This is a genomic window from Terrabacter ginsenosidimutans (assembly GCF_039539425.1).
Taxonomy (GTDB): Bacteria; Actinomycetota; Actinomycetes; order Actinomycetales; family Dermatophilaceae; genus Terrabacter; species Terrabacter ginsenosidimutans.
The window spans coordinates 1-21,904 of record NZ_BAABDC010000016.1 but is presented as its reverse complement, the minus strand read 5'-3'; the positions used below and the strand labels follow the sequence as shown (position 1 = coordinate 21,904).

At 69.6% G+C, this 21,904-nt stretch carries 17 protein-coding genes; 7 read left to right on the top strand and 10 right to left on the bottom strand.

Annotated elements, in window-relative coordinates; all coding sequences use genetic code 11:
• Positions 1-16: 16 nt before the first annotated feature.
• Entirely contained in the window at positions 17-808 is a 792-nt protein-coding gene (locus tag ABD831_RS21935) for a pyridoxamine 5'-phosphate oxidase family protein (RefSeq protein WP_344952165.1), read from the bottom strand.
• 139 nt (positions 809-947) lie between these two features.
• On the bottom strand, positions 948-1,682 hold the full coding sequence (locus tag ABD831_RS21930; protein WP_344952162.1) for an alpha/beta fold hydrolase: 735 nt from the start codon (positions 1,680-1,682) through the stop codon (positions 948-950).
• A 204-nt stretch (positions 1,683-1,886) separates the two neighbouring features.
• Here ABD831_RS21930 and ABD831_RS21925 point away from each other — a divergent pair, with 204 nt between their 5' ends.
• From ABD831_RS21925 to ctaD, 5 genes are all read left to right on the top strand, one after another.
• Positions 1,887-5,306, top strand: a complete 3,420-nt coding sequence (locus tag ABD831_RS21925; protein WP_344952159.1) for a helix-turn-helix transcriptional regulator — start codon at positions 1,887-1,889, stop codon at positions 5,304-5,306.
• Entirely contained in the window at positions 5,303-8,098 is a 2,796-nt protein-coding gene (locus ABD831_RS21920; RefSeq protein WP_344952156.1) for an AAA family ATPase, read from the top strand. Before ABD831_RS21925 ends, ABD831_RS21920 begins: the two co-directional genes overlap by 4 nt.
• A 163-nt stretch (positions 8,099-8,261) precedes the next feature.
• A complete protein-coding gene (locus ABD831_RS21915) occupies positions 8,262-9,581 on the top strand; it encodes an MFS transporter (RefSeq protein ID WP_344952153.1) in 1,320 nt (439 codons plus the stop codon).
• Positions 9,582-9,793: 212 nt separating this feature from the next.
• Positions 9,794-10,657, top strand: a complete 864-nt coding sequence (locus ABD831_RS21910) for an alpha/beta fold hydrolase (protein WP_344952150.1) — start codon at positions 9,794-9,796, stop codon at positions 10,655-10,657.
• Positions 10,658-10,741: 84 nt separating this feature from the next.
• Complete coding sequence (gene ctaD, locus ABD831_RS21905; protein ID WP_344952208.1) at positions 10,742-12,340, top strand: aa3-type cytochrome oxidase subunit I; 1,599 nt, start codon at positions 10,742-10,744, stop codon at positions 12,338-12,340.
• A 75-nt stretch (positions 12,341-12,415) separates the two neighbouring features.
• Here the strand turns inward: ctaD and ABD831_RS21900 are convergent, their stop codons facing one another.
• The 5 genes from ABD831_RS21900 to ABD831_RS21880 all read right to left on the bottom strand — a co-directional run bounded on the left by ABD831_RS21900 (position 12,416) and on the right by ABD831_RS21880 (position 16,474).
• Positions 12,416-12,943 (bottom strand): molybdopterin-dependent oxidoreductase, encoded by a 528-nt coding sequence (locus ABD831_RS21900; protein WP_344952147.1) that lies wholly within the window; start codon positions 12,941-12,943, stop codon positions 12,416-12,418.
• 86 nt (positions 12,944-13,029) lie between these two features.
• A complete protein-coding gene (locus ABD831_RS21895) occupies positions 13,030-13,938 on the bottom strand; it encodes an alpha/beta fold hydrolase (protein ID WP_344952144.1) in 909 nt (302 codons plus the stop codon).
• A 184-nt stretch (positions 13,939-14,122) separates the two neighbouring features.
• Positions 14,123-15,028, bottom strand: a complete 906-nt coding sequence (locus ABD831_RS21890; protein ID WP_344952141.1) for an alpha/beta fold hydrolase — start codon at positions 15,026-15,028, stop codon at positions 14,123-14,125.
• 287 nt (positions 15,029-15,315) lie between these two features.
• Entirely contained in the window at positions 15,316-15,765 is a 450-nt protein-coding gene (locus ABD831_RS21885) for a LysR family transcriptional regulator (RefSeq protein WP_344952138.1), read from the bottom strand.
• 58 nt (positions 15,766-15,823) lie between these two features.
• On the bottom strand, positions 15,824-16,474 hold the full coding sequence (locus ABD831_RS21880; RefSeq protein ID WP_344952136.1) for a TetR family transcriptional regulator: 651 nt from the start codon (positions 16,472-16,474) through the stop codon (positions 15,824-15,826).
• Positions 16,475-16,638: 164 nt separating this feature from the next.
• Here ABD831_RS21880 and ABD831_RS21875 point away from each other — a divergent pair, with 164 nt between their 5' ends.
• Both ABD831_RS21875 and ABD831_RS21870 read left to right on the top strand, forming a co-directional pair.
• Positions 16,639-17,031, top strand: a complete 393-nt coding sequence (locus ABD831_RS21875) for a hypothetical protein (protein WP_344952133.1) — start codon at positions 16,639-16,641, stop codon at positions 17,029-17,031.
• A 693-nt stretch (positions 17,032-17,724) separates the two neighbouring features.
• Positions 17,725-17,988: a hypothetical protein gene (locus ABD831_RS21870; RefSeq protein ID WP_344952130.1), complete on the top strand. Its 264-nt coding sequence runs from the start codon at positions 17,725-17,727 to the stop codon at positions 17,986-17,988.
• A gap of 629 nt (positions 17,989-18,617) precedes the next feature.
• On the opposite strand, the gene ABD831_RS21865 is transcribed toward ABD831_RS21870, so the two are convergent.
• From ABD831_RS21865 to ABD831_RS21860, 3 genes are all read right to left on the bottom strand, one after another.
• The gene (locus tag ABD831_RS21865) at positions 18,618-19,133 is read right to left on the bottom strand and encodes a lytic murein transglycosylase (RefSeq protein ID WP_344952127.1); all 516 of its coding nucleotides are present in this window, start codon (positions 19,131-19,133) and stop codon (positions 18,618-18,620) included.
• A gap of 1,006 nt (positions 19,134-20,139) precedes the next feature.
• On the bottom strand, positions 20,140-20,355 hold the full coding sequence (locus ABD831_RS22305; protein ID WP_425582870.1) for a helix-turn-helix domain-containing protein: 216 nt from the start codon (positions 20,353-20,355) through the stop codon (positions 20,140-20,142).
• A complete protein-coding gene (locus tag ABD831_RS21860) occupies positions 20,352-21,326 on the bottom strand; it encodes a type 1 glutamine amidotransferase (protein ID WP_344952123.1) in 975 nt (324 codons plus the stop codon). Before ABD831_RS21860 ends, ABD831_RS22305 begins: the two co-directional genes overlap by 4 nt.
• Positions 21,327-21,904: the final 578 nt, after the last annotated feature.

Sequence of the window (21,904 nt, the reverse complement as noted above, 5' to 3'; positions counted from 1 at the left end):
TCCGGTGGAGATACGGTCACGTGGCCTCGGCCCCCTCAGGTGACGGCTTCGACCTCCTGCCGCGCAAACGGCCGATCTCGATCCGCAGGATGCGGTTCTTCTCCTCCAGTTCGGTGACGCGGTTGAGGATCGGGTCGAGCTGCGGCGCGAGCTCGTCGACGGTGTAGCGCGGGGTGATGTGCTGCGGACAGTTCCAGTCGTATGCCGTCACGTCGACTCGAACCTCGCGTTCGACTCTTCCGGGGTAGCCGGGCACAGCAAGCGAGGTGCCGCCCGTGGCGGGGTCATGTGGGCGGGTGTGAGCCGCTCCCGTGTCCGGACGTCCGCGGCTACCTGGGTGCGGTGTGGGGATGTCGTGCACGCTGGCCCAGCCGTACACCTTCAACCGGGTCTGGCGTGCGTAGTCCATGAAGATCAGCGCGGCACGTCCCTCCAAGGCCAGGTTGCCCATGCTGATGTACTGGCGGTTCCCGCGGAAGTCGGCCCACGCGATCGTGTGCTCGTCCGGGGTGTGGATGAACCCGGCGGGCCCGCCGCGGAACTGCACGTAGGGCCAGCCGGTCTCGGAGACGGTTGCCAGGTAGAAGCCGTCGAGCTCGGCGAGGAACTGACGTTCCAGCCCGGTGAGCGCATCACCGGTGCCGGGTCGCGCCTGCGGCGTGGGCGCCCGTACTCCGGCGGCGGGTCGTAGCGGCGGGGGCGCGCCGTGGGCGCGGTGGTAGCGCTCGACCGCGGCTCGGCTGCCGTACCTCGCCTGCGCGGCAAGGACGGCGTCGGTGAACGCGAGCGCGTGGTAGCTGTGACTCATCGTCGTACCTCCTGGCGGGCTGACACAGCGGGCTGGCACGGGGGCTGGCACGGGGGGCTGGTCGTGGACGGTCAGGCGTCGCGGGAGGAGCCGCACGCGCAGAACGTGGCTCGTCGGCCCGCGCTCGAGCGCTGGCGGGTCAGGCCAAGGCGTCGAGGGCCTCGTGGATGACGGCGGTGACGGCCGTGGGCTGCGAGACCATGACGACGTGCGACGCGTCGACCTCGACCGAGGTGGCGTTGGCGCGCTTGGCCATGGCGCGGACGACGTCGGCGCCCGCGGCCGTGTCGCCGGCCGCGACGATCGCCCAGGACGGCAGCGTCTTCCACGCGGCAGGGCCGGACTTCTCCGTGAAGGCGGCGGCCGCGACAGGTCGCTGCACGGCAGCCATGACTCGTGCTTCGGTCTCGGAGACGTCGGCAGCAAACGCGCGGTGGAAGTGGTCGGGATGGATGGCGTACTCAGTCGCGCTTCCTCCGTCTGCGGTCGGGTACTGCAGCTCCACGAGGGCGGTGTTCAGGACGGAGTCCTTGGAGTCCGCAGTGATGTCGCCCAGGACCTCACCCTCGTCGGGCGCGAACGCGGCGACGTAGACCAGCCCGACGACATTGCCGGCTCGGGTGGCAGCGTTGGTGATGATGGCGCCGCCGTAGGAGTGCCCGACGGCCAGGACGCGGCCCGGGATCTGCCCGAGGGCGCTGGCCACGTATGCGGCGTCGTGGGTGATGCCTCGCAGCGGGTTGATGATGGCCTGCACGTTGATGAGCTCGGCCTGGAGCTGGTTGACGACGCCGCTCCATCCGGAGCTGTCGGCGAAGGCGCCGTGCACCAGGGCGACGGTGATCGGGGCGGTTGCTGCTGTGGTGTCGGTCATGGTCAGGCTCCTTCTGGAGTGTCTCGGCGGCGAACGGCCCCGCTGCGCTCGGACCCCGGTCGCTATCGGCAGCACGAGCCTCTACCGGGCAGGCGCTGACGGGGAGCCCGACCAGTTCGTTCGGTGGCTTCGGGCATCCGGCGGAGGTCCTCGGTGCGGCCGTGCTCATCCGCCGGCTGATGACGGGTTACCCCGCAAACCCTGATGCTGCCGGGAACTGTGGGTTGCAGTCATCGGCCATGCGACTGCGCGCGCGCTCGCCGTCGAACGATTCACGTGGACGGTGCGGTCGGTCGGGCAGGTGACAGCCTCGCCGGTGCCGCGACCGTTCTCCGGAGAGCCATGGTCCACAAAACGGGCATGCCCGATGGGCATGTCCGCAACGGCCCTCCCTGGTGGACAGCCCCGTTCGCTCGGCGGGATGGTGGATGCCCCGCAGTACTTGAGACCCGGCTCCACCTCGGTTCGGTCGCATCCCGCGAGTGGCTGCCGCCGAGGAGTGCTGGCCCTGCCGGACGCAGCGGCCCGATTGCCGAAGGAGTGTTGGTAGTGACGGTGCTCCCGTCTGCCCTCGGGCCGGGCCAGGCCGGTGGTCTGCTCGGCCGAGAGTCCGAGTTCGCCATGCTCGAGGAGCTGCTCGAGGAGATTCCCGAACGCGGCGGGAGCCTGTGCCTGGAGGGACCAGCCGGGCTGGGCAAGACCTCCCTGCTGGACTGGGCGGGGCAGGCGGCCGCAGCCCGAGGATTCGAGGTCTGGCGGGCTGAAGGGACCCAGTCGGAGCAGGACATCCCGTTGGCGGCGCTGGGTCAGCTGCTCACCCCCGTGCGGGATCTCACCGCGCAGCTGCCCCCTGAGATGCGCGCTGGCCTCGACGTCGCCCTGGGTTTCGAGACGGCTGCCCCGGCGCGGATCGACGCGGTCGCCGATGCCTTGGGCGAGCTGCTCCGCCGCGTCGACGGCCCGGTGCTGCTGTTGGTCGATGACCTCCAATGGCTCGACGCGGAGAGCGCGCAGGTTCTCACCTCGAGCATCCTGGCCGCCCGCACGCCCGGGGTCGGGCTGCTCGCCGCTCGCAGACCTCAACCATCAGCCGTCCGGCTGCCCATGCCGGCCGGCGCGTGGCCGGTTCGGCGGCTGAGACCTCTGGGTGGCGTTCTGGGCCGGGCGCTCGTCCGACGAGTGAGCCCCGCTGTCTCCCCGCCAGTCCTGGCCTCGCTGGTCACCGTTGCTGCCGGGAACCCGTTGGCGCTCGTCGAGCTGCCAGCCGCCATGAGCGAAGCCGAGCTGAGTGGGTCCGCGCTGAGCGCTGACGCGGTCCCGCTGAGCCCGAGGCTAGAGCGTCTGCACTCCGAGCAGATCCTCGAGCTGCCCTCGGCGGCCCGGCAGGTCCTGCTCTTGGCAGCGCTCGATGACGGGCACGCGGACCTCACGACTGACCTGGGTGAGGAGGAACGGGCCGGGCTCATCGCAGCCGAGGAACACGGGCTCATCCGCACCGACGCGCGTACCGGAGCGATCCGTTTCCGTCACCCGCTGATCGGTCCCACCGTGCTTCGCCTGTCGACGAGCAGCGCCCGCCGCGCCGCCCACCTTGTGCTCGCGCATCACCTGAAGACCCACGACGACCGGTACGCGTGGCACCTGGCCGCCAGCGCCCTCGGACCCGACGAGGATGTCGCCGCCCTGCTTGAGAGCGCCGCTGAACGCGCGCTGCGCCGCGGTCGCCCGGACCTGTCGATCCAGTCCTATCTGCTTGCGGCACAGCTGAGCCCCTCACTCGCCGGACGGGCGCGACGGCTCACCCGCGCCGCATCCGTCGGTGCCGGTTCCCTCGGCAGCATGCAGGAGGCCTCGCGGCTGCTGGCCCAGGCACAGCAGGTGCATCCGGCGGTCCTGGCCACTGTCCCGGCCGCGACGGTGGCCGCCCATGTGCTCATGAGCACCAGCGGCGAGCTGGCCAACGCCCAGCGGGTGCTGACCCCCGCCATCGCCTTGGCACTCCAGCAGATGACAGGCCACGTGACAGGCCCGGCGACCGATCCGGTGACAGGCCCGGCGACCGATCTGGTGGCAGGCCCGGTGACCGACCGTGCGGGCAGCCGCGCCGATACCTCAGTGGCTCTCTCTGGGAGCGTCAACCGTGATGAGGTCGCTGAAGCGCTGCATCACCTGCTGAACCTGTGCCTGTACGCCTGCGACGAGCGGACGTGGGCGACGTTCCACACGGTCGTCGCCGGCGTCGATCTGGCCGAGTTCCCTGACCTCGAGCTGTGCATCGACACGCTGGCCGACCCGGTGCGGACCGCCTCGCGGGCGTTGCCGCGTCTGGACGCGGCACTCGCCGGGCTGGATGAGCACACGGACGCGAACCGCATTGGCCGGTTGGCGATGGCGGGCTTCTACCTCGACCGGGTCGAGGAGGTCCGGGCACTGCTGCTGCGGCAGGCCAAGGACGCGCAATCTGGGGGGCCTGTCGGCCCCGGCATCCTGGCGCTCTCTCTGCTGTCCATCCAGTGCATCAAGACGGGCCACTGGGCCGAAGCGGAACGCTGGGCACGTGCGGGGATGGCCCTCTGCGAGCAAAGCGGTCACCTGCTCTACACGGCCCCGTTCGAGTTCTCGGTTGCGATGCTTGCGGCCGGCAGGGCCGACTCGGAAGCGGTGGCACGCACCTGCTCGCATCTGCTCGGCTGGGCGCTGCCGCGCGGAATCCGGATCGCGCAGGTCTACGCGGCCCACGCCCAGACCATCCTCTTTCTGGGCGCCGGCGACTTCGACCGCGCCTACCGCGAGGTCACCAGCGTGTGCCAGCCGGGCACCTTCGAGCCCCATATGGCCTGGACGATCTGGATGTCGCTGGACCTCGTCGAGGCCGCGGTGCTGTCACAGCACCCGAAGGAGGCCGCCGCCCACGTCGACGCGATGCACGGGCACGACCTGGGCGCTCTGTCCAGCCGGTGCGCCCTGGTCGTGGCGGGCGCGACCGCCATCGCCGCCACAGCGTTCGACCGTGACCTGTTCGAGGCCGCGCTCGCAGTCCCGGACGCCGGCCGGTGGCCGTTCGACCTGGCCAGGATCGAGCTTCGTTACGGGCAGGGGCTGCGCCGAGCCAGGTTCACTTCAGAGGCGCGCCGTCATCTCGAGGAGGCCTTGGCCGCCTTCGAACGGCTCTCGGCCCACGGGTGGGCCGCGCAGGCCCGCACCGAGCTGCTCGCGACCCGCCCCATCAAGTCCGTCCACGCATCCGGCGGCACCGGCACACTCACCGCCCAGGAACGCGTGGTGGCACACCTGGCTGCAACAGGCATGGCCAACAAAGCCATCGCCAGCCGGCTGCAGATCTCGCCACGGACCGTTGGGGCGCACCTACGCAACATCTTCGGCAAGCTCGGCGTCCGCACGCGCGCCTCCCTGGCCGACGCCCTGGCCGACGCCCTGGCCGACGAGGTGGTTTACGAAGCGGTTGTCGCCGCGGCGGGCGCACCGGCCGGTGGGCCAACTCACACTCCAGACGCGGCATCCGACGCCACAGCCCAGTCCGCGCGGCGTGCGAGCGGACCGGCACGGCATACCTTGGGCCGCCTTAGTGCCGTTCCGGCGCTTGATGGCGGACGAGTGTCGTGACTCCAGAACCGCCCCATCTGACGGGTCGCGCCGCCGAGATCGCGCTACTACGTGACTTCGTCGCCTATCTCCAGGGGGGCGGCGCAGCGATGCTGCTGACCGGGCCGGCCGGGGTTGGCAAGACCGCGATGCTGGGCGTCGCCGCCGACCTTGCTTCCGAAGTCAAGGTCACGGTGCACACCGTCATCTCGACAGAGTTCGACACCCCTGACCCGTTCATCTCGTTGGCTCGGCTGTTGACCCCGCTCCGCGGTGGCCTCGGTGAGCTCCCGCGGAATACCCAGTCGGCACTGAAGGTTGCCCTGCGGTTGCGTGAAGGGCCCCCTGCTCGGCGCGAGGTCCTGGCCGCGGCCACACTCGACCTCCTGCAGCACGCTTCTCGCGCCAGGCCGCTGCTCCTACTGCTGGACGACGCCCACTGGCTGGACCAGGCCAGCGCGGAGGTTATCGCCTTCGTCGCTCGGCGCCTGCGAGGAAGCAGGGTGGGCATGCTGGCCACGGTGCGGGGCGGTACGCAGGGGCCGCTGCTGCTGGCAGGGCTTCCCGACCGCGAACTGCGTCCGCTCAACCAGAGCGAGGCTGACGCGCTGCTGCGATCTCGGTTCCCGCAGCTCGCGGCGCCGGTCCGAGCACGCATCGTTGAAGAGGCCGGCGGCTTGCCTCTCGCCCTGCTGGAGATGCCGATGGCGCTCACGGCTGCGCACCGCTCCGGAGATGCTCCGCTACCTGCCCGTCTACCGGTAGCTGCCCGGCTCACACGCCTCTTCGGCGACCGGATCGGGAAACTACCTGAGGGCGCACGAGCCCAACTGCTCATGGCCGCTCTGAACGGGGCTGACGGCGAACTGTCGATCCTCCAGACCGCGTCCCCGGACCGGGACCTGCATGGGGTTGTCGCCGCCGAGGCAGCCGGACTGGTCCGCGTGCGGGACCTCCCGCCACGGCTTGAGTTCATGCATCCGCTGGTGCGCGCGACGGTAGTGCAGGAGGCGGCACCGCAGCAGCTTCGCGCAGCCCACCTTGCTCTTGCCGCCGCGTACCCGCATGACTCCGCCGCGCGCGCCTGGCATCTGGCTGACGCGTCGACCGAGCCGCAGGAGACGGTTGCCTCACTCCTGGAGGCGCTGGCAGTGCGCACCCTCGCGACGGGAGGGGTGTCAGCAGCGATGACCGCCTTGCAGCGGGCGGCGGAGCTCAGCCCCGACCGTATGCAGCGGGCCAAGCGAGAGATCCAGGCAGCCTTCGTCGGCGCCAACGTCACAGGGGACCTGCGACGAGCAGCAGAGCTGCTCGCGGACGCTACCCGGCTCGAGCCAGCCTTGACCGGCTCGTTGGCCGCGACGATCACCGCGTCGTACCTACTGCTGAACGGACAGTGTGAGGTCGATGCCGCGCACCATCTGCTGGTCCGCGCTGTCGAGAACCACCCGGGCAAATCTGACCCCACTGACCCGCACCTGATCGACGCCCTCCACAGTCTGATGATCATGAGCTCGTTCGGTGGTCGGGAACCCCTCTGGGAGCCGTTCCAGCGAGCGGTCGCCAGACTGGGAGAGAACGTGCCTGCGGACGTCGACGTGTGCCACCGGATGTTCGGTGACCCGGTCAGACATGCAGCGCACGGTATGGACGAACTCGACGCGGCGTTGGCCGGTTTGGCCGGGGAGCTCGACCCGATCCGGGTGACGCGCCTGGCACTGGCGGCCCTCTACACCGACCGCCTCGACCGTTGCCGGCCGGCGCTCTGGCGCCTCATCAACGACGGCCGGCAAGGGGAGGGCGTCGCACTTGCCATTCACGCTCTGATCTCGAGCTGCATCGACGACTGGCTCACCGGCCAGTGGGACGAAGCCTTGGACCTGGCCGCGGAAGGCAGCGCGTTCGGGGACACCCACGGGTACCGCCGTTACCGGGTCATCCTGAAGGGCTACATGGAGCGGCTCGTCCGGGTCTGCCGAGGCGACCTCGACGACGGCCTGCAGGCCGCGGACGAGATGGCCGTCTGGGGCAGCGAACGGGGCGCCGGCATGTGCACGACCTTCGCCGCGCACCTGCGGACCCTGCACGCCATCGCGCTCGAGGACTTCGAGGCGGCGTTCGCCCACGTGACCGCCGTCAGCCCGCCCGGCGAGCTGGGCCGGTACTCACCCCACCGCCTCTGGATGCTGTATGACGTGGTGGAAGCGGCCGTCAAGACCGGCCGGCTCGAGGCCGCTGCCGCGCACGTGGCAGCCATGCGTGATGCCGAGTTGCCCAAGATCTCCAGCCGGCTGGCCATGCTTACCGCCGGCAGCGCAGCCCTTGTGGCGCGCGACCCACACAAGGCGGGCGCTCTCTTCGCCGAGGCGCTGGCAGACCCCAGCACAACCCGGTGGCCCTTCGACCGGGCCCGCATCCAGCTCGACTTCGGAGAGCGCCTACGCCACGAGCACAAGATGGCTGAGGCGCGTCACCACCTGCACACGGCCCACGCCGGGTTCGAGCAGCTCGGGGCGCACCCCTGGTTGCGGCGCACCGAACGAGAGCTTCGCATGGCGGGCGAGGCGACCCCGCGCGCCGCCACCGAGGTCGGTGGGCATCCGTTGACGGCCCAGGAAAGGCAGGTCGCTGAGCTTGCCGCGTCAGGTCTGACGAACCGTGAGATCGGCGAGCGGCTGTTCCTGTCGCACCGCAGCGTCGGCGCCATCCTCTACCGCGTCTTCCCCAAGCTCGGCGTCACCTCCCGGGCCGCGCTTCGCGGCGCGCTGGACGCACGCGCGGACCGCACCGGGCACGCCCCGCCAGCGCCCTGACCTCTCTCTCGCCGACCGGCGGGTGCGCCCCGCTGTCGAACGGCCGATGCCGCTGACGCCGTGCTGCAGCAGGGTCGGTCCGGAGAGTCGTCGAGAACCACGCCGATCGCCGGGCCTTCGTGCGTACCGGCCGCTCGTGGCACCCGAAGCATCGGAGGTCGTCATGGCAACGAACACTCGTGCAGAAGACGCACGACGCAGTGTCCCGTTCCTGCGGTGGCTCCCTGTCGGTGTGGGCTTCGGCTGCATCGTCATGCTGGCCTTCAACCTGCGCCCCGGGGTGGTCAGCACCGGCCCCGTCCTGGAGGAGGTCCAGAACGACCTAGCCCTGACACCTACGCTCGTGGCCGTCCTCACCACTCTGCCGGTCCTGTGTTTCGGCGTGGTGGGAGCGGTCACACCGTGGCTCGAGGGCCGGATCGGCCTGCGAAACCTCACCGTTCTGGCCGGCTCGCTCATCGCTGTGGGGTTGCTGGCGCGGTCCGCCGCTCCCGGAGGCCTGTCGTTCCTGAGCCTGTCCGCCGTGGCGTTTGCTGGCATGGCCATCGGAAACGTGGCACTGCCCTCGTTGGTCAACGTCCATTTCGCATCTCGGGTCGGTCCGGTGACGTCGATCTACACGACCGTTCTGGCCGGAGGCATCCTCGCCGCTTCCGCGCTGACCGTGCCGGTCGCGACCCGGGCCGGGTCGTGGCGTTGGGGACTGGCCCTGTGGGGTGCGGTCGCCTGCGTCGGCCTCTATCCGGTCGCCCGTTTGCTTCGGCGGGTTCCGCACCCGTGGGCGGCAGCTCGGCGGGCACGCGTTGACGGCTCCCATCTGGCGCGAGAACGAGCGGACGGAGAACCCGTCACACGGTCTGGCCCCACCTTCGGGGCGGTCGCCCGGACCCGTCTCGGATGGGTCATGGCCGTCTTCTTCGGGCTGCAGTCCGTCCAGGCCTTCGCCGGCTTCGGATGGCTCGCCCAGATCTACCGGGACGCCGGGTTCAGTGCGTCGACAGCCGGGATGCTCCTGGGCGTGGTCACTGCCACCGTGGTCCCGCTGTCCTTCCTCATGCCGCTGGTGATTGCTCGGACCGGCCACCCGGGCGCGCTGGTGTGCGGGCTGTCACTGCTCTACCCGGTGGCCTACCTCGGTCTCGTCGCCGCCCCGGTGAGTGGAGCATGGCTGTGGGCGGTGCTGCTGGGGTGCGCCAACGCCATCTTTCCCATCAGCCTTCTGCTGATCGGACTACGGGCTCGGTCGGAAGAGGGGACCGCAGCCCTGTCGGGCTTCACGCAGTCGGTGGGCTACCTGCTCTCGGTCGTCGGCCCGTTCGGCGTCGGAGTCCTGCACGCACTGACCGGGGGATGGACCATCCCCCTGTACGCGCTGGCAGCGCTCGCGCTCCCGCAATGCGCCACCGGGCTCTACGTGACGCGCCCCGCCACCATCGAGGACGTCGTCCGCGCCGAGCCGGCGACGTCCGGCAGGCATGCCTAGAGCCAGTGGCAGGTCGTCCGCGCACCCAGTCGCGGCAGTCGCCTGACCGATGCGGCGCCGGGGCCGTGATGCGGAAAGTGGGGCTGGTGAGCCGGCCGGGCGGGGCATCCCTCGTCTCAGACAACACTCCGCCCCGCCTTCGCTCACACCTCGCAGGCCCGCCCTGATCGCCGGGGCGCGCACCGTCACACCTCCTTGAGGAGTTGGCAGTCATGATTGCCACCCAGCACCGAACCATCGACATCGACGGCCTGACTGTGTTCTACCGCGAAGCCGGACATCCGGAGGCACCCACACTCGTCCTCCTACACGGGTTCCCGACCAGCTCGCGCATGTTCCGCAACCTCATCCCGGCCCTCGCCGACCGGTACCACCTCATTGCGCCGGACCACGTCGGGTTCGGGGAGTCGTCCATGCCCTCCCTCGACGAGTTCCCGTACACCTTCGACGCCTTGGCCGACGTCACCTCGAAACTGCTCGAGAAGCTCAAGGTTGGCAGCTTCGCGATGTACGTCCACGACTACGGTGCACCGATCGGGTGGCGCCTTGCCCTCGCACAGCCGGGGCGGGTCACCGCCATCATCACCCAGAGCGGCAACGGGTACGAGGCCGGGTTCGTCGAGGAGTTCTGGGAGCCGATCTGGGCCTACGCCAAGAACCCCAGCCCTGAGACCGAGCCCGGAGTGCGGTTCCTCGTCAGCGCCGAGGCCACCAGGTGGCAGTACCTTCACGGCGTCCACCAGCCCGATCTCGTCGACCCCGACTGCTGGGCGATCGACCAGGCATTTCTCGACCGGCCCGGCAATGACCGGGTGCAGTTCCAGCTGTTCCACGACTACATCAACAACATCGACGGCTACCCCGCACTGCACGAGTACTTCCGCCGGACCCAGGTGCCGCTGCTCGCCGTCTGGGGGGCCAACGACAAGATCTTCGGAGCGCCCGGAGCCCCGGCCTTCAAGGACGACCTGCCCGACGCGCAGATCCATCTGCTCAACGCCGGCCACTTCGCGCTAGAGAGCCAGCTCGACACCATCTCCAGCTACGTCCGAGGGTTCCTCGGCCAGGTCCTGTAGGCGCCGGCGGTGACACAGCTCGCGGACCGTCGTTCGACGCACCCCGGCGCGAGCAGGCCCCATGACTTCGCGCCGGCCGGGCGCGTGAGTGTCGTGGCTGTCCTCACGACGACCGACCACAAGGTCATCGGCAACCTGTACCTCGGCAGCTCATTCGTCTTCTTCCTGCTCGGCGGCGTCATGGCTCTGCTCATCCGAGCCGAGTTGGTCGCCCCCGGGTTGCAGGTGGTCGACAACCCCACCCAGTACAACCAGCTCTTCACGATGCACGGCACGATCATGCTGCTGCTGTTCGCGACCCCGTTGTTCGCCGGCTTCGCCAACGCGATCATGCCGTTGCAGATCGGCGCCCCCGACGTCGCCTTCCCGCGCCTCAACATGTTCGCCTACTGGCTCTACCTGTTCGGCGCCCTGACCGTGTGCGCGGGTCTGCTGACCCCGGACGGCGCCGCCAGCTTCGGCTGGTACGCGTACGCGCCCCTTTCCGATGTCAGCTACAGCCCGGGCCTCGGCGGGGATCTCTGGGTCTTCGGGCTCATCCTCGCCGGGTTCGGCACGATCCTCGGTGCAGTCAACTTCATCACGACGATCGTCTGCCTGCGAGCGCCCGGGATGACGATGTTCCGGTTGCCGATGTTCACCTGGACGGTGCTGGTCACCTCGCTGCTGGTCATCCTCGCGTTTCCGTTGCTCGCAGCAGCCCTGTTCCTGCTCGGGGCCGACCGCAGGCTCGGTGCGCAGATCTTCCAGCCTGAGAACAACGGGGCGATGCTGTGGCAGCACCTCTTCTGGTTCTTCGGCCATCCCGAGGTGTACGTCATCGCGCTGCCGTTCTTCGGGATCATCAGCGAGGTCATCCCCGTCTTCTCCCGCAAGCCGCTCTTCGGCTACAAGTCGATGGTCTTCGCGGTCATCGCGATCGCCGCACTGTCCGCGAGTGTCTGGGCGCATCACATGTACGCGACCGGGCAGGTGCTGCTGCCGTTCTTCTCGGTCATGACGATGCTGATCGCGGTCCCGACCGGCATCAAGTTCTTCAACTGGATCGGCACGATGTGGGGCGGCACGGTGAGCATGCAGGCACCGATGCTCTGGGCGATGGGCTTCCTCGTCACATTCCTCTTCGGCGGCCTGACCGGCGTCATCCTGTCCAGCCCCGCGCTGGACTTCCACCTCAACGACAGCTACTTCGTCGTCGCCCACTTCCACTACACCGTGTTCGGGACCGTCGTGTTCGCCATGTTCGCCGGCTTCACCTTTTGGTGGCCGAAGCTCACCGGGACGATGCTCGACGAGCGGCTCTCGAAGATCCAGTTCTGGATGCTCTTCATCGGCTTCCACACGACCTTCCTCGTCCAGCACTGGCTCGGCATCGAGGGCATGGCGCGCCGCTACGCCGACTACCTCCCCGAGGAAGGCTTCCAGGCTGCCAACCTTGTCTCGAGCCTCGGCGCCTTCCTGCTCGGCGCCAGCACGATCCCGTTCCTCTGGAACGTCTGGAGGAGCTGGCGGCACGGCGCACGGGTCGACACGGGCGACCCGTGGGGTTACGGGATGTCGCTGGAGTGGGCCACCTCCTGCCCGCCGCCACGGCACAACTTCACGTCTCTGCCGCCCATCCGGTCCGAGCGCCCGACGTTCGACCTGCACCACCCGCACGCCGGAGCCGTCCAGCGGCTCTGAGTTGGCGCTGCCGTTTGGTCGGGAGGCCATGAGGCCATGTCTCGACGAGCAGCGAAGGCCACGCGTGGAACGCGGTCAACGCTCGCAGGTGGGCACCAGCATCACCGGAACCGTTGCCCTGAGGACGAGACGGTCGACCAGTTGCGGCACCAGCAGCCTTGCGGGCCCGCCGTGGACTGGCGCCAACGGCTCGCCCTCGTACTCGTGGACGAGCCAGCTCTGCCCGTCGAGCAGGTCCTCGAGGGGCAGGTTGGTGTTGTAACCCCCGTAGCACTGCACCATCGCGTAGTCCGCTTCGGTGTCCACGTCTCCGAGGAGCACGTCGAGACTGACCCCACGCCACGTCGTGCCCAGCTTGGACCAGCGGGTGACGCAGTGCAGATCGACGGTGCGCTCCTCGCCGGGCATCTGCATGAACTGGTCCCAGTCCCACGTGCGGCGAGCGCCGGTCTCCGCGGTGACCGTGAACCTCCATTCGTCGAGCGCGATGGTGGGGGTCGGCCCGGCGGACAGGACGGGGACGTCGTGGGTGAGGTACTGGCCGGGCGGCAGGTCGGGGTCGGAGTCGCGCCGACCTTGGAAACCGCGCGTGAGCACACCCATCGGATCCTCCTGACGACCGGGGTCGCTGTCGCTGTCGCTGTCGATGTCGTCTCACCGTGTCCGTGCTGGCGCAGTGCGGTCATTCGTCAATCGACTGCGCGACTCCCTGAACCGGCACGAGCGAGGTCCAGGACCTCGCGGACGGCCTCAGCGAACACGTGCGGTGCCTCCTGAGGCAGGTTGTGCCCCGCGTTCGCGACGTGCCGGTGCACGCGCGGACCCGTGAAGTGCGCGGCCGCGACTCCCGCGTCGGTCGCAGGGAAGTTCCCGTCGGCGAGTCCGTCGAGGGTGACCGCTGGCACCGTGATGACGGGCAGGGCGCTCAGCGCCGCCTGCACCCTCGCGTACCGAGGGTGCCCGCCAGCGAGCCCGAGCCGGTGGCGATAGGAGTGCAGGACAACATCGGCATAGTCCGCGTTGTCGAACGCCTCCGCGGTGCGAGCCAAGGTCTGCTCGTCGAACGTCCAGGCAGGGGAGTTACGCAGCCAGATGACTTCGGCAATGCCACGCGGGTTGGCGCGAAGCGCGTTCTCGCCGCGGACGGTGGCGAAGTACCAGAAGTACCAGAACCCGGCCTCCAGCGCCGGCGGCAGCGGCTGATTCGCGGCCGTTAGGTCCTGGATGAGGTAGCTGTTGACCGAGACGAGTCCCGTGCAGCGGGCTGGCCACAGGGCCGCGACCACGCAGGCTGCTCGAGCTCCCCAGTCGTAGCCGGCCAAGACCGCGCTGTCGATGCACAGCGCGTCGAGCAACTCGATCACGTCGGAGCCCAGGGCCGCCTGCTCACCCGACCGTGCGGCACTGTCACCCAGGGACCGGGTGGCGCCATGCCCTCGCAGGAACGGCACGATGACCCGCATCCCGCCCTGCGAGAGCAATGACGCGACGGTCTCGTAGGAGTGGATGTCGTACGGGAAGCCGTGGAGCAACAGGACGGCCTGCCCGTCCGCTGGGCCCAGCGCGACGTAGGCGACATCCAGGACGTCGGTCCTCACGCGTTGGATCGGGCCCATTCGCCCCGGCACACTCGCGCGCCTCGCAGCGTGGCACTCCGTGTTGTTCAGCCGGTCGGATTCCGAGGGTGTGGGGAACATTCATCGCCTCTTCCAAGAGGGGCCGCCACGGCTTCCCCGTTCGCAGGGGAAGCCGTGGGGCGGGCGCGCGGTGGTTGCCGGGCGGTCAGCGGCCCCGGACGGCGGCGCGGGCGGCGCGTTCGATCAGCGCTGCGGTCAGTCGCGGGTGGGAGATTCCGACGACGTGCGAGGCGCCCGGCACCTCGATGGCCTCGACGGCCCCGGCCCGCCTGGACATGAACTGATGGGCACGCCGTGGGATGTTGCGGTCCAGCTCGCCCCAGAGGAACCGTGACGGGACGCTCTTCCACAACGGATGCGGACCGAACGGCTCGCTGAACGCCGACTCGAGGATGGGCCGCTGGCTTGTGGCCATCTGGGCGGCCTTGCGACTGCTGAGATCCGCGCAGAACTGCGCGTGGTACTGGGCCTGGTCGATATAGAGGTCCCGACCTCCGGAGGACAGGTTCACGAACGTCAGCGTGGGTCCGAGGGTGCTGCCGGGGTACTTGCCAACGAGCCCGGCTCCGGTCTCGCCGGTGTCGCCAGCCAGTCCCGAGACGTAGACGAGGCCGCGGATGTCACCGGCGTCCGGGTCGGCGCTGCTGATGATGACGCCACCGTAGGAGTGCCCGACAAGCACGAGCGGGCCGGTGAGGGTTCCTACGACGTCGCTGAAGTAGGTGGAGTCGTACGCGACCCCTCGCAGCGGCACGGCGACGCTCACGACGTGGTGTCCGCGGCGCTGGAGGATGGTCACGACCTCGTCCCAGCTGGACGACTCCGCGAACGCGCCGTGTGCTGTCACGATGGTCGCGGCGGCACGCCAAGGGTGCGGTGCCGTGGCTGGGGCGTGGTCGTCGGCGTGGGCTGTTCCCGCGTGGCCGACGACGCTGAGTCCAGCGGCCGTCCCGACGGCCGCGGTCGCTCGCAGCAGGGAACGGCGGCTCGGTGCAGCCTCGTGCGCGGTGGACTCGACGTGGTCACCTTGGGAAAGGGGGATGTGGGTCATGGCGGTCCTATTCAGAGCAAGGGAGTGGGTGCACCGGGTATCGGGGTGCCAGTTTCGACACCCTCTGCGCTGTGACCGCACCACGTGGGCAAGGCCCGGACCGTGAGGTCGACAGCGCCACTGCGCAAGACGAGCGTGCAGCCAACTGAGCGTCGGTGGAATCGGTCGATTGACTGCTGTGAAGGCTCAGGACTGCGCCGAGAGAGGCGTCCGGCTGACTCGGGGACGTGCCGTGAGCACGCTCAGACCCAGATACCGCTAGGCAGCTGTCGGGGGACGGCCCGGCTTCACGACGCCGTACGCCTCGAATGCTCCGGGCCCGAGGCAAGCGGTGGTGCATCGAACTCGGTGACGAACTGTGCCCCTGGGCGGACGTGCCCGAGGGGAGGCCGGACCCCTCGCTCCGACGTGCCTGTTAGGGGCCCGTCGCTCGGTCCGGCGAGTGCCGGTCGGGGGTGGAGCAGGTCCCCGAGGCTGTCGCCGACGGCCCGTGTGCGCGACTCCGCTCGGTCGAGGCCCTCGAGGGCGTTACGCCCTTCGCGGAGGAGCACCTGTCCGGCCAAGGTGAGGCTGGCGCCCTTGTTCGTCCGCAGGAGCAGGACCGCGCCGAGGTCACGCTCCATTTGGCGGATGGCGCGGCTCAGGGCCGGCTGAGTCATGAAGAGCCGGGCCGCGGCGCGCGTGAAACTTCCTTCTTCTGCCACGGTGACGAAGTAGCGCAGCTCTCGTGACTCCATGAGCATCACCTCGGTGGTGAGAGTAGCTCTCACCACATGGTGTGCACCATGAGTCTGTCTAGGCTTCACACATTCGGTCACCGAGGCGAGCGAGGACTCCAGCGGCCGCGTGCGCCAAGGGTTCGCCCGGGTCCGCCCGCCAGGCCCGTAGCGCGCCGCGTAGGACGACCAGGCATAGGGACGCGTCGAGCTCGTCGTCCTCGATGGGTTCGTCGCGTCCGCGCAGAGTTGCAAGTGAGGCGGCGAGCGTGGCCTCCCATTGTCGTTGGGTGGCGAGGGTACGTGCCCACAGGGCCGGCACGCTGCGGACCATGCCGTCACGCTGGGCGAGGGACTCGCGCTGGGTTTCGAGGAACTCGGCGAACCCCTCGACGACGTGCAGCACCTGGCGCGCCGGGGGCTCCGCGATGTCGATGCGGTCGGCACACCGAGCCACCTGCTCGAGGAACACGGACTCGTAACCGAAGAAGGCGTCTTCCTTGGAGCCGAAGTAGCGGTAAAAGGTGGCCGTGGCGATGCCTGCCTCAGCACACACGTCTTCAACTGTGACCTCAGTGAAGCCACGTTGCATGAATAGCTTGAGCGCGACGGCCTCAACCCGCTGCCGGGACCGTTCCCGCCGCCGCGAACGCTCCTGCAGGTACTTCGGCTTCGCCACCCCTGCGTCGGGGCAGTCGTCGCCGACGCGTAGGCACTCACGAGACTGCACGATTCGACGGTACGCCGCACCCATCGCCTTGTCGGGCTTTGCGGGACGGCGCACAGGGCCAGGCGGCGCGCCAGGACGACTGTCCCTCACCGACCTGGCGATGTGGTGGCAGTTGGGGGAGCGCGTCTTCGTCGTCGCGTTCTGCGGAACGTCACAATGCCGTGGTGAGCGAACACGTGCCCGAGTACCGCGTCGACTCAGATCTCCTCGACCCGCTGGATTCCGAGTTCGCCTGTCATGCCGTGCTTGGAGTTGCCCTTGCCCGCGTCGAGACCGCGCGGATCGACGCGTACTCAGATGAGGACGATCTGCCCGAGGCTGCTCGTGAGGCTCAGAAGGAACTCTTTCGGATGGGCCGTGCACGCGAGAGCGGAGACCCCGGCATGGGCATCGATCTCGACGTCAGTCGAAGCGACCACGTTCGTCTGCTTCGAACTTTCGACCACAGTGGCGCGTGTCCACGAGGTCAGCGACGGCAGGGCGCGTGGTTTCGCGCAGGCCGTCAGTGCCACGCTGGCCGGTTCCGCCTAGCCGGGGCGACCGAGGGTGGTCTGTGATGGCGCAGGGTCGGCAAACGACGCCGCCCCCTGCGTAGCCCCGGGGTGGGGTTGGGAACAGGAAACAGCGCCGCTCGAATCTACGACCCGTGCATCTGATGGGCCGCCCTTGCCGGGGGACCGCTGTGGATGGCGATCCCCACGCCCCCATAGTCGCCACGCTGCTTGAGCGAAACGGTGACGCACCTTGCTACGTACCCGCCGGTGGGGCAGAGCGGACCGAGGGCTGCGCCCGGTGAGCCCGTTCTACCCCAGCGCGGCCTCGGGTTCGTCGTCCCGGCACAAGAGTCCGCCGCCGGCACGCAGCGGCGCGCCGGGGTGCGGGTCGACCGGCGCGTCAAGACCTGGATCGAGATCGCGTGGCGGGGCGAGGCTGCGCCGGTCGGTGTGGGCCTAGGGTGCACACGGGCACATGCCGGCACCGTCTGGAGCCGACTGGTTGAGTGCAGCAAGGGCGTCAGTTCTGGAACGCCCGCTCAAGGGTCCGCTTGATGGTCGCCGCCCGGTCCGCCTCCTTCGAGACCGTGACCAGCGCGGAGGACGAGGACAGCCCAAGTACCCGGCCTGGCCCTGCTGCCACGCCCCGTTGACCTTTCTTCGCGTCGACCGAGGCTGGCCACGGCTGGGTCGGCGGCCCGACGAGGTCGTAGAGCGGCGCCGCGCCCACCCGCTCTCGCGGCTAAGGTCGCGCACGTGAACGATGTCCATGACCAAGAGTTGCCTGCTGAGCGCTCGGTTTGGAGCGCTGAAGCAGCAGCCCTTGGTGTCGGCGTTGCCGTTCTTCTGTTGGCTTTCGGCGGCTACACCGCCCTGATCGCATTGCTGCCGGATGGTGCCGAGTGGGTTGCCCGCGCCGCCTCGACGGTCGCAGGGTTATGGCTGGCGATTCGCGCGTATCGACGGGTACTTCGAGGCCGAGGCTTCGAGTCGAACGGTCTCGGCGTTCCGCTCCGTTAGGGCCAAACGACGAGTGGGACTCGACGCTGCCCACGTCCCGTGCGCATCATCGTCGGGCGTTCGCCCGGAGAGCGGCATGTCCGGACGTTGCTCTTGCTCCGAGCACCGGCTGATCCGGGTGGCAGCCCTGACCGTGGGCAACCGGTGCTGGGTCGGTCACGACCCGTTGTCGGCGCCCAGCAGATGCCCGGCTCGGAACATCGGGTCGGCGGCGATGATCTCCAGCAGATCGTCAGCGCTCACCGTGAGGGCCGGGCACGAGATGCGCAGCCGCTTGCTCCCCCCGCCTCGCTTCCGGGGAACTGGCCGGTGCAGGGCGAAGCTTCAGGACGACATGGCCGGTGCCGGGCGTCGTGGCGAACACGGATGCGAACACGATGCGATCCCAGGTCGGGACGCGGTGCCGGAACGACAGCGGTGTCATCCCGGACACCGCTGTCGTCCATGGTGACACTCAGCCCCCCGGCTCTTGGCCACCCTGACGCCACCCCAGAGGAGCACCACCGGAGCCGTTGGGCGCAGTTGTTGGCTGCGGATGGCTGCTCGTCGAGCTTCTCGGACGGTTGCTGGACTATGGCGTCCTGTGCGCCCTGGCCAAGGTGGGTCTTTGCTGTGCAGTGGCCAGCCGATCAGCCCTTCGAGGCCGTCCGCGCGTAGGCCTCGGCGACGTTGACCACCTTGCGGACATACGCGTCAGAGGCGTTGTAGCGGAGCACGGCTCGTGTCCAGTCGGCGCTGTCGCGGAGGTCAAGTCCGCCCGAGCACAGGTGTCGCGCCGCCGCCCATGCCGCATCGTCGATGTCAGAGGGGTCTGCGACGCCGTCCGCGTCTGCGTCGGCGCCGAAGGTGCGCCATGAGCCGGGGAGGAACTGCATCGGACCGATGGCATGTTCCCAGGTGTCGTCGCCGTGCAGGCGCGGTCCGCCCGGGGCGGGTCGGATCGCAGCCACCCCGCCTTCGCCGTCGAGCGCGGGGCCGACGATTGGCCGGGAGGTGCGCCCGTCCTCCAGCAGACGATTCCCGGCGATCGTCCCGTGGGCGGACTCCACCTCACCGATAGCCGCCAGCGTCGCCCAGCCGACGTGGCACCTGGGGCGGCCCTTGGCCCCGAGGATTGAGGCCCTGCCGTAGGCGCGCAGTGCCACGGGAGGGATACCGGTGCGCTCAGCGGTGCGTGCCAACCACATCGGGTCGGGTTCGACCACGGATGCTGTCGCGTTTGCATTGTGGCCGGCCCCCGTTGACGGGGCCTCGGCAGCCCGGACCGCGGGCGCGGTCAGGGCGGTGGTGTCGACGATGTTGACGAGGGACCTCGACGCGGGCGCTTCGACGACACTCTGGCCCCGGTGGCCAGCGAGCCACGCCGTGCCGAGGAGGGCGAGAGGGAGGACGAGTACGGCTGCGTGAGCCGACCGGCGGCGGGGGCGGTGATGCGAACGTCCGGGCACCGTCAGCCGAACCGGTCGGTGAGGTCGTCGGCGGTGCGCTGGCCCTGGGCCGTTAGGTCGGCCCTCATGGCCCAACAGGACCAGACATTCAAGGAAGTGCTTCGCATACCGCCATCTTGGTGGACCAGGCCCCAGCGCTGCGCCGACGTTCGAAGCCTCGCGATGTGCGCAGGACATCGGCGCGACCCCTGGTCGGGCGGCCGAACGTCCAACGAGCGGCATAGAAAGGCGTTCTGCGCGGGCGCAGTCGATCCAAGGCTGCGGGGCGGCGAGGGTGAGCCAGCGCTCGTCCACGTGACGCCCAAGGCGGCTTTCGCCGCGAGGATGCCAAGGTTCTCGTCTGAGACGCCGGTGCGGACCACCGTCACGCCGTCGCGGCTCAACGCCACGCCGACGATCGTTCTGAGCGCCGGGCACAGGTCTGGCTGCACCGGCCCCCCGCGTGCTCTACGTCGGTCAGGGCAGGGGCTGGCGGGAGGCACCGCGCGTGAACCTTCGCTGTCGGTGAGGTTCCCGGGCCACCCCTCCAAGAGCAACCCGGGAACCCCTGACGCCGGCCAACTGGGGGTCAACCCGACGTCACTCTGTAGACGATCGAACGCCGAAATCATGACGTGGTTCCGCGCCCTGGCGATGGCATCGGGCTCGGAGCCCGAGCATCGGCTGGGGCGCCAGCTCCTGCAGTTGCCGGCGCCGGGGATCGCTAGCGCCGAGCCACCGCCAGGGCGCCCCGGCCGCGTCGAGGCACCCCGGCCTGATCGAGCGCACGACGCACCGCAGAGTGCGACCGGCCGGTAAGCTCGGCGAGCTCATGGATGGAGCGACCGGCGTCGTACTGCTTCGCGCAGACCGCCGGCAGTGGCTGGACGTTCGAAGCGAACGAGCCGACGACGGCAATAGCGGACGTCTGTGGGGTCACGGCCGGTTCAGTAGAGCCGGACTCAGCTCGCGGCGCCGGGTGGCGGCGGCATCGACGACGGCGGCGAACCGAGAGAAGACCGCTGCGAAGATCGCCCCGGCGTGCCGTTCGAAGAACCGCTCATCGCCGTTCGCCGGCACCTCGTCCTCTGCCCAACCGGGCACGAGCCGTCGTCGGGTCGCCGCGAACGCGGCGTCCGCCTCGGGGTGGAACTGGGTGCCCCACGCGATTCTGCCGACCCGGAAGGCCTGGTTCGGGTAGGCGCTGGAGGACATGAGGCGGGTGGCTCCGGCGGGGAGGCTCACGTGGTCGACATGTGACGACATCACGTGTAGGCGCCGCGGCACCACACGGAAGACGGGGTCGAAGGCGCATTGCGCGGTTGTGGCGACCGGGGTCCATCCGACTTCAGCCGCCGGGCCCCGATAGGCCACACCCCTGGCCTCGACGCCCAGCAGCTGCGCACCCAGGCACACACCGAGGTAGGGCACCTCGTCGCGGAGCGCCTCGGCCACGAGCGTCGCTTCCTGGGTGCGCGTGGGCCATCCCTGCCTGTCGAGCACCGACTGGGGGCCGCCGAGGACGACCAGTGCGTCATAGTGCTCGAGGGTCGAGGGGAGAGCCGCGGCGGCGCTGACGTCAATCACGTCAAGGACGAGCCCGGCGGCCTCCAGGTGCGCGCGCAGCGGGCCGGGCCCCGCGAAGGAGACGTGCTGGACCACCAGCAGCCGGCCGCGTTTGCGCCTGATCCTGGTTGCTGAGCCGTTCGGGTCCGAAGGGGTCTGAAGCGCCCAGGGGAGGGCAGGCGTCCTGACGGCATAGTCGATCTTGTCGCTGGTGGGCAGGGCGTTGAGCTGCTCGAGGTGTTCGCGGCGGTACCGCTCGCGCATTGCTCTTGATAGCAGCGTGTTCGTTGCGGCGCGGATGTGGACAGGCGATGTCGTACTCCCGCCGTCGGCGGCCCCGGTCATGGCCTACCGGTTCGGGACGGGGTGCCAGTCGCCCCGGTTGGGGAGGGGAGACCCAGGCCAAGGCCCACGCGCCTTGTGCGCGCCATGGTGAGGCGGTAGTACCGGCGGGCTGGTCGTCCGGCGATCTGAGGGTCGACCTCCTCCCAGCATGACTCCACCCAGCCCGCCGCCTCCAGGCGCGTCAGGATTGGTTGGCCGATGCCGCTCATCAGCCCCGCCGCGCCCACGATCTCAGTTCGGTACAGCTCCTCCGTGGGGCGGCGAGGAGTGAGCGAAGGACCAACTGGGTCGCCATCGTCATCCGGGGCGCATTCACCATGCTTGTACTCTACGTAGCCCCCTAGCTTGAGTACAAGCATGGGTCGTCGGTCAACGCTGGAAGAGCGACTCACCTGACGCATGCGGCGTCGTTCCTGAGAACCTGTCGGGGCAGGCCGTCGGCGCGACTCACTCCCAGCCACCGTCGCCACCGTCGCCCCCGTCGCCCCCGTCGCCCCCGTCGCCCCCGTCGCCCCCGTCGCCCCCGTCGCCCCCGTCGCCCCCGTCGCCCCCGTCGCCCCCGTCGCCCCCGTCGCCCC

Coding starts and splice junctions, on each gene's coding strand:
- ABD831_RS21935 (WP_344952165.1), bottom strand. CDS start 808: ATGAGTCACAGCTACCACGCGCTCGCGTTCACCGACGCCGTCCTTGCC.
- ABD831_RS21930 (WP_344952162.1), bottom strand. CDS start 1,682: ATGACCGACACCACAGCAGCAACCGCCCCGATCACCGTCGCCCTGGTG.
- ABD831_RS21925 (WP_344952159.1), top strand. CDS start 1,887: ATGCTGCCGGGAACTGTGGGTTGCAGTCATCGGCCATGCGACTGCGCG.
- ABD831_RS21915 (WP_344952153.1), top strand. CDS start 8,262: ATGGCAACGAACACTCGTGCAGAAGACGCACGACGCAGTGTCCCGTTC.
- ABD831_RS21910 (WP_344952150.1), top strand. CDS start 9,794: ATGATTGCCACCCAGCACCGAACCATCGACATCGACGGCCTGACTGTG.
- ABD831_RS21900 (WP_344952147.1), bottom strand. CDS start 12,943: ATGGGTGTGCTCACGCGCGGTTTCCAAGGTCGGCGCGACTCCGACCCC.
- ABD831_RS21890 (WP_344952141.1), bottom strand. CDS start 15,028: ATGACCCACATCCCCCTTTCCCAAGGTGACCACGTCGAGTCCACCGCG.
- ABD831_RS21885 (WP_344952138.1), bottom strand. CDS start 15,765: ATGGAGTCACGAGAGCTGCGCTACTTCGTCACCGTGGCAGAAGAAGGA.
- ABD831_RS21860 (WP_344952123.1), bottom strand. CDS start 21,326: ATGACCGGGGCCGCCGACGGCGGGAGTACGACATCGCCTGTCCACATC.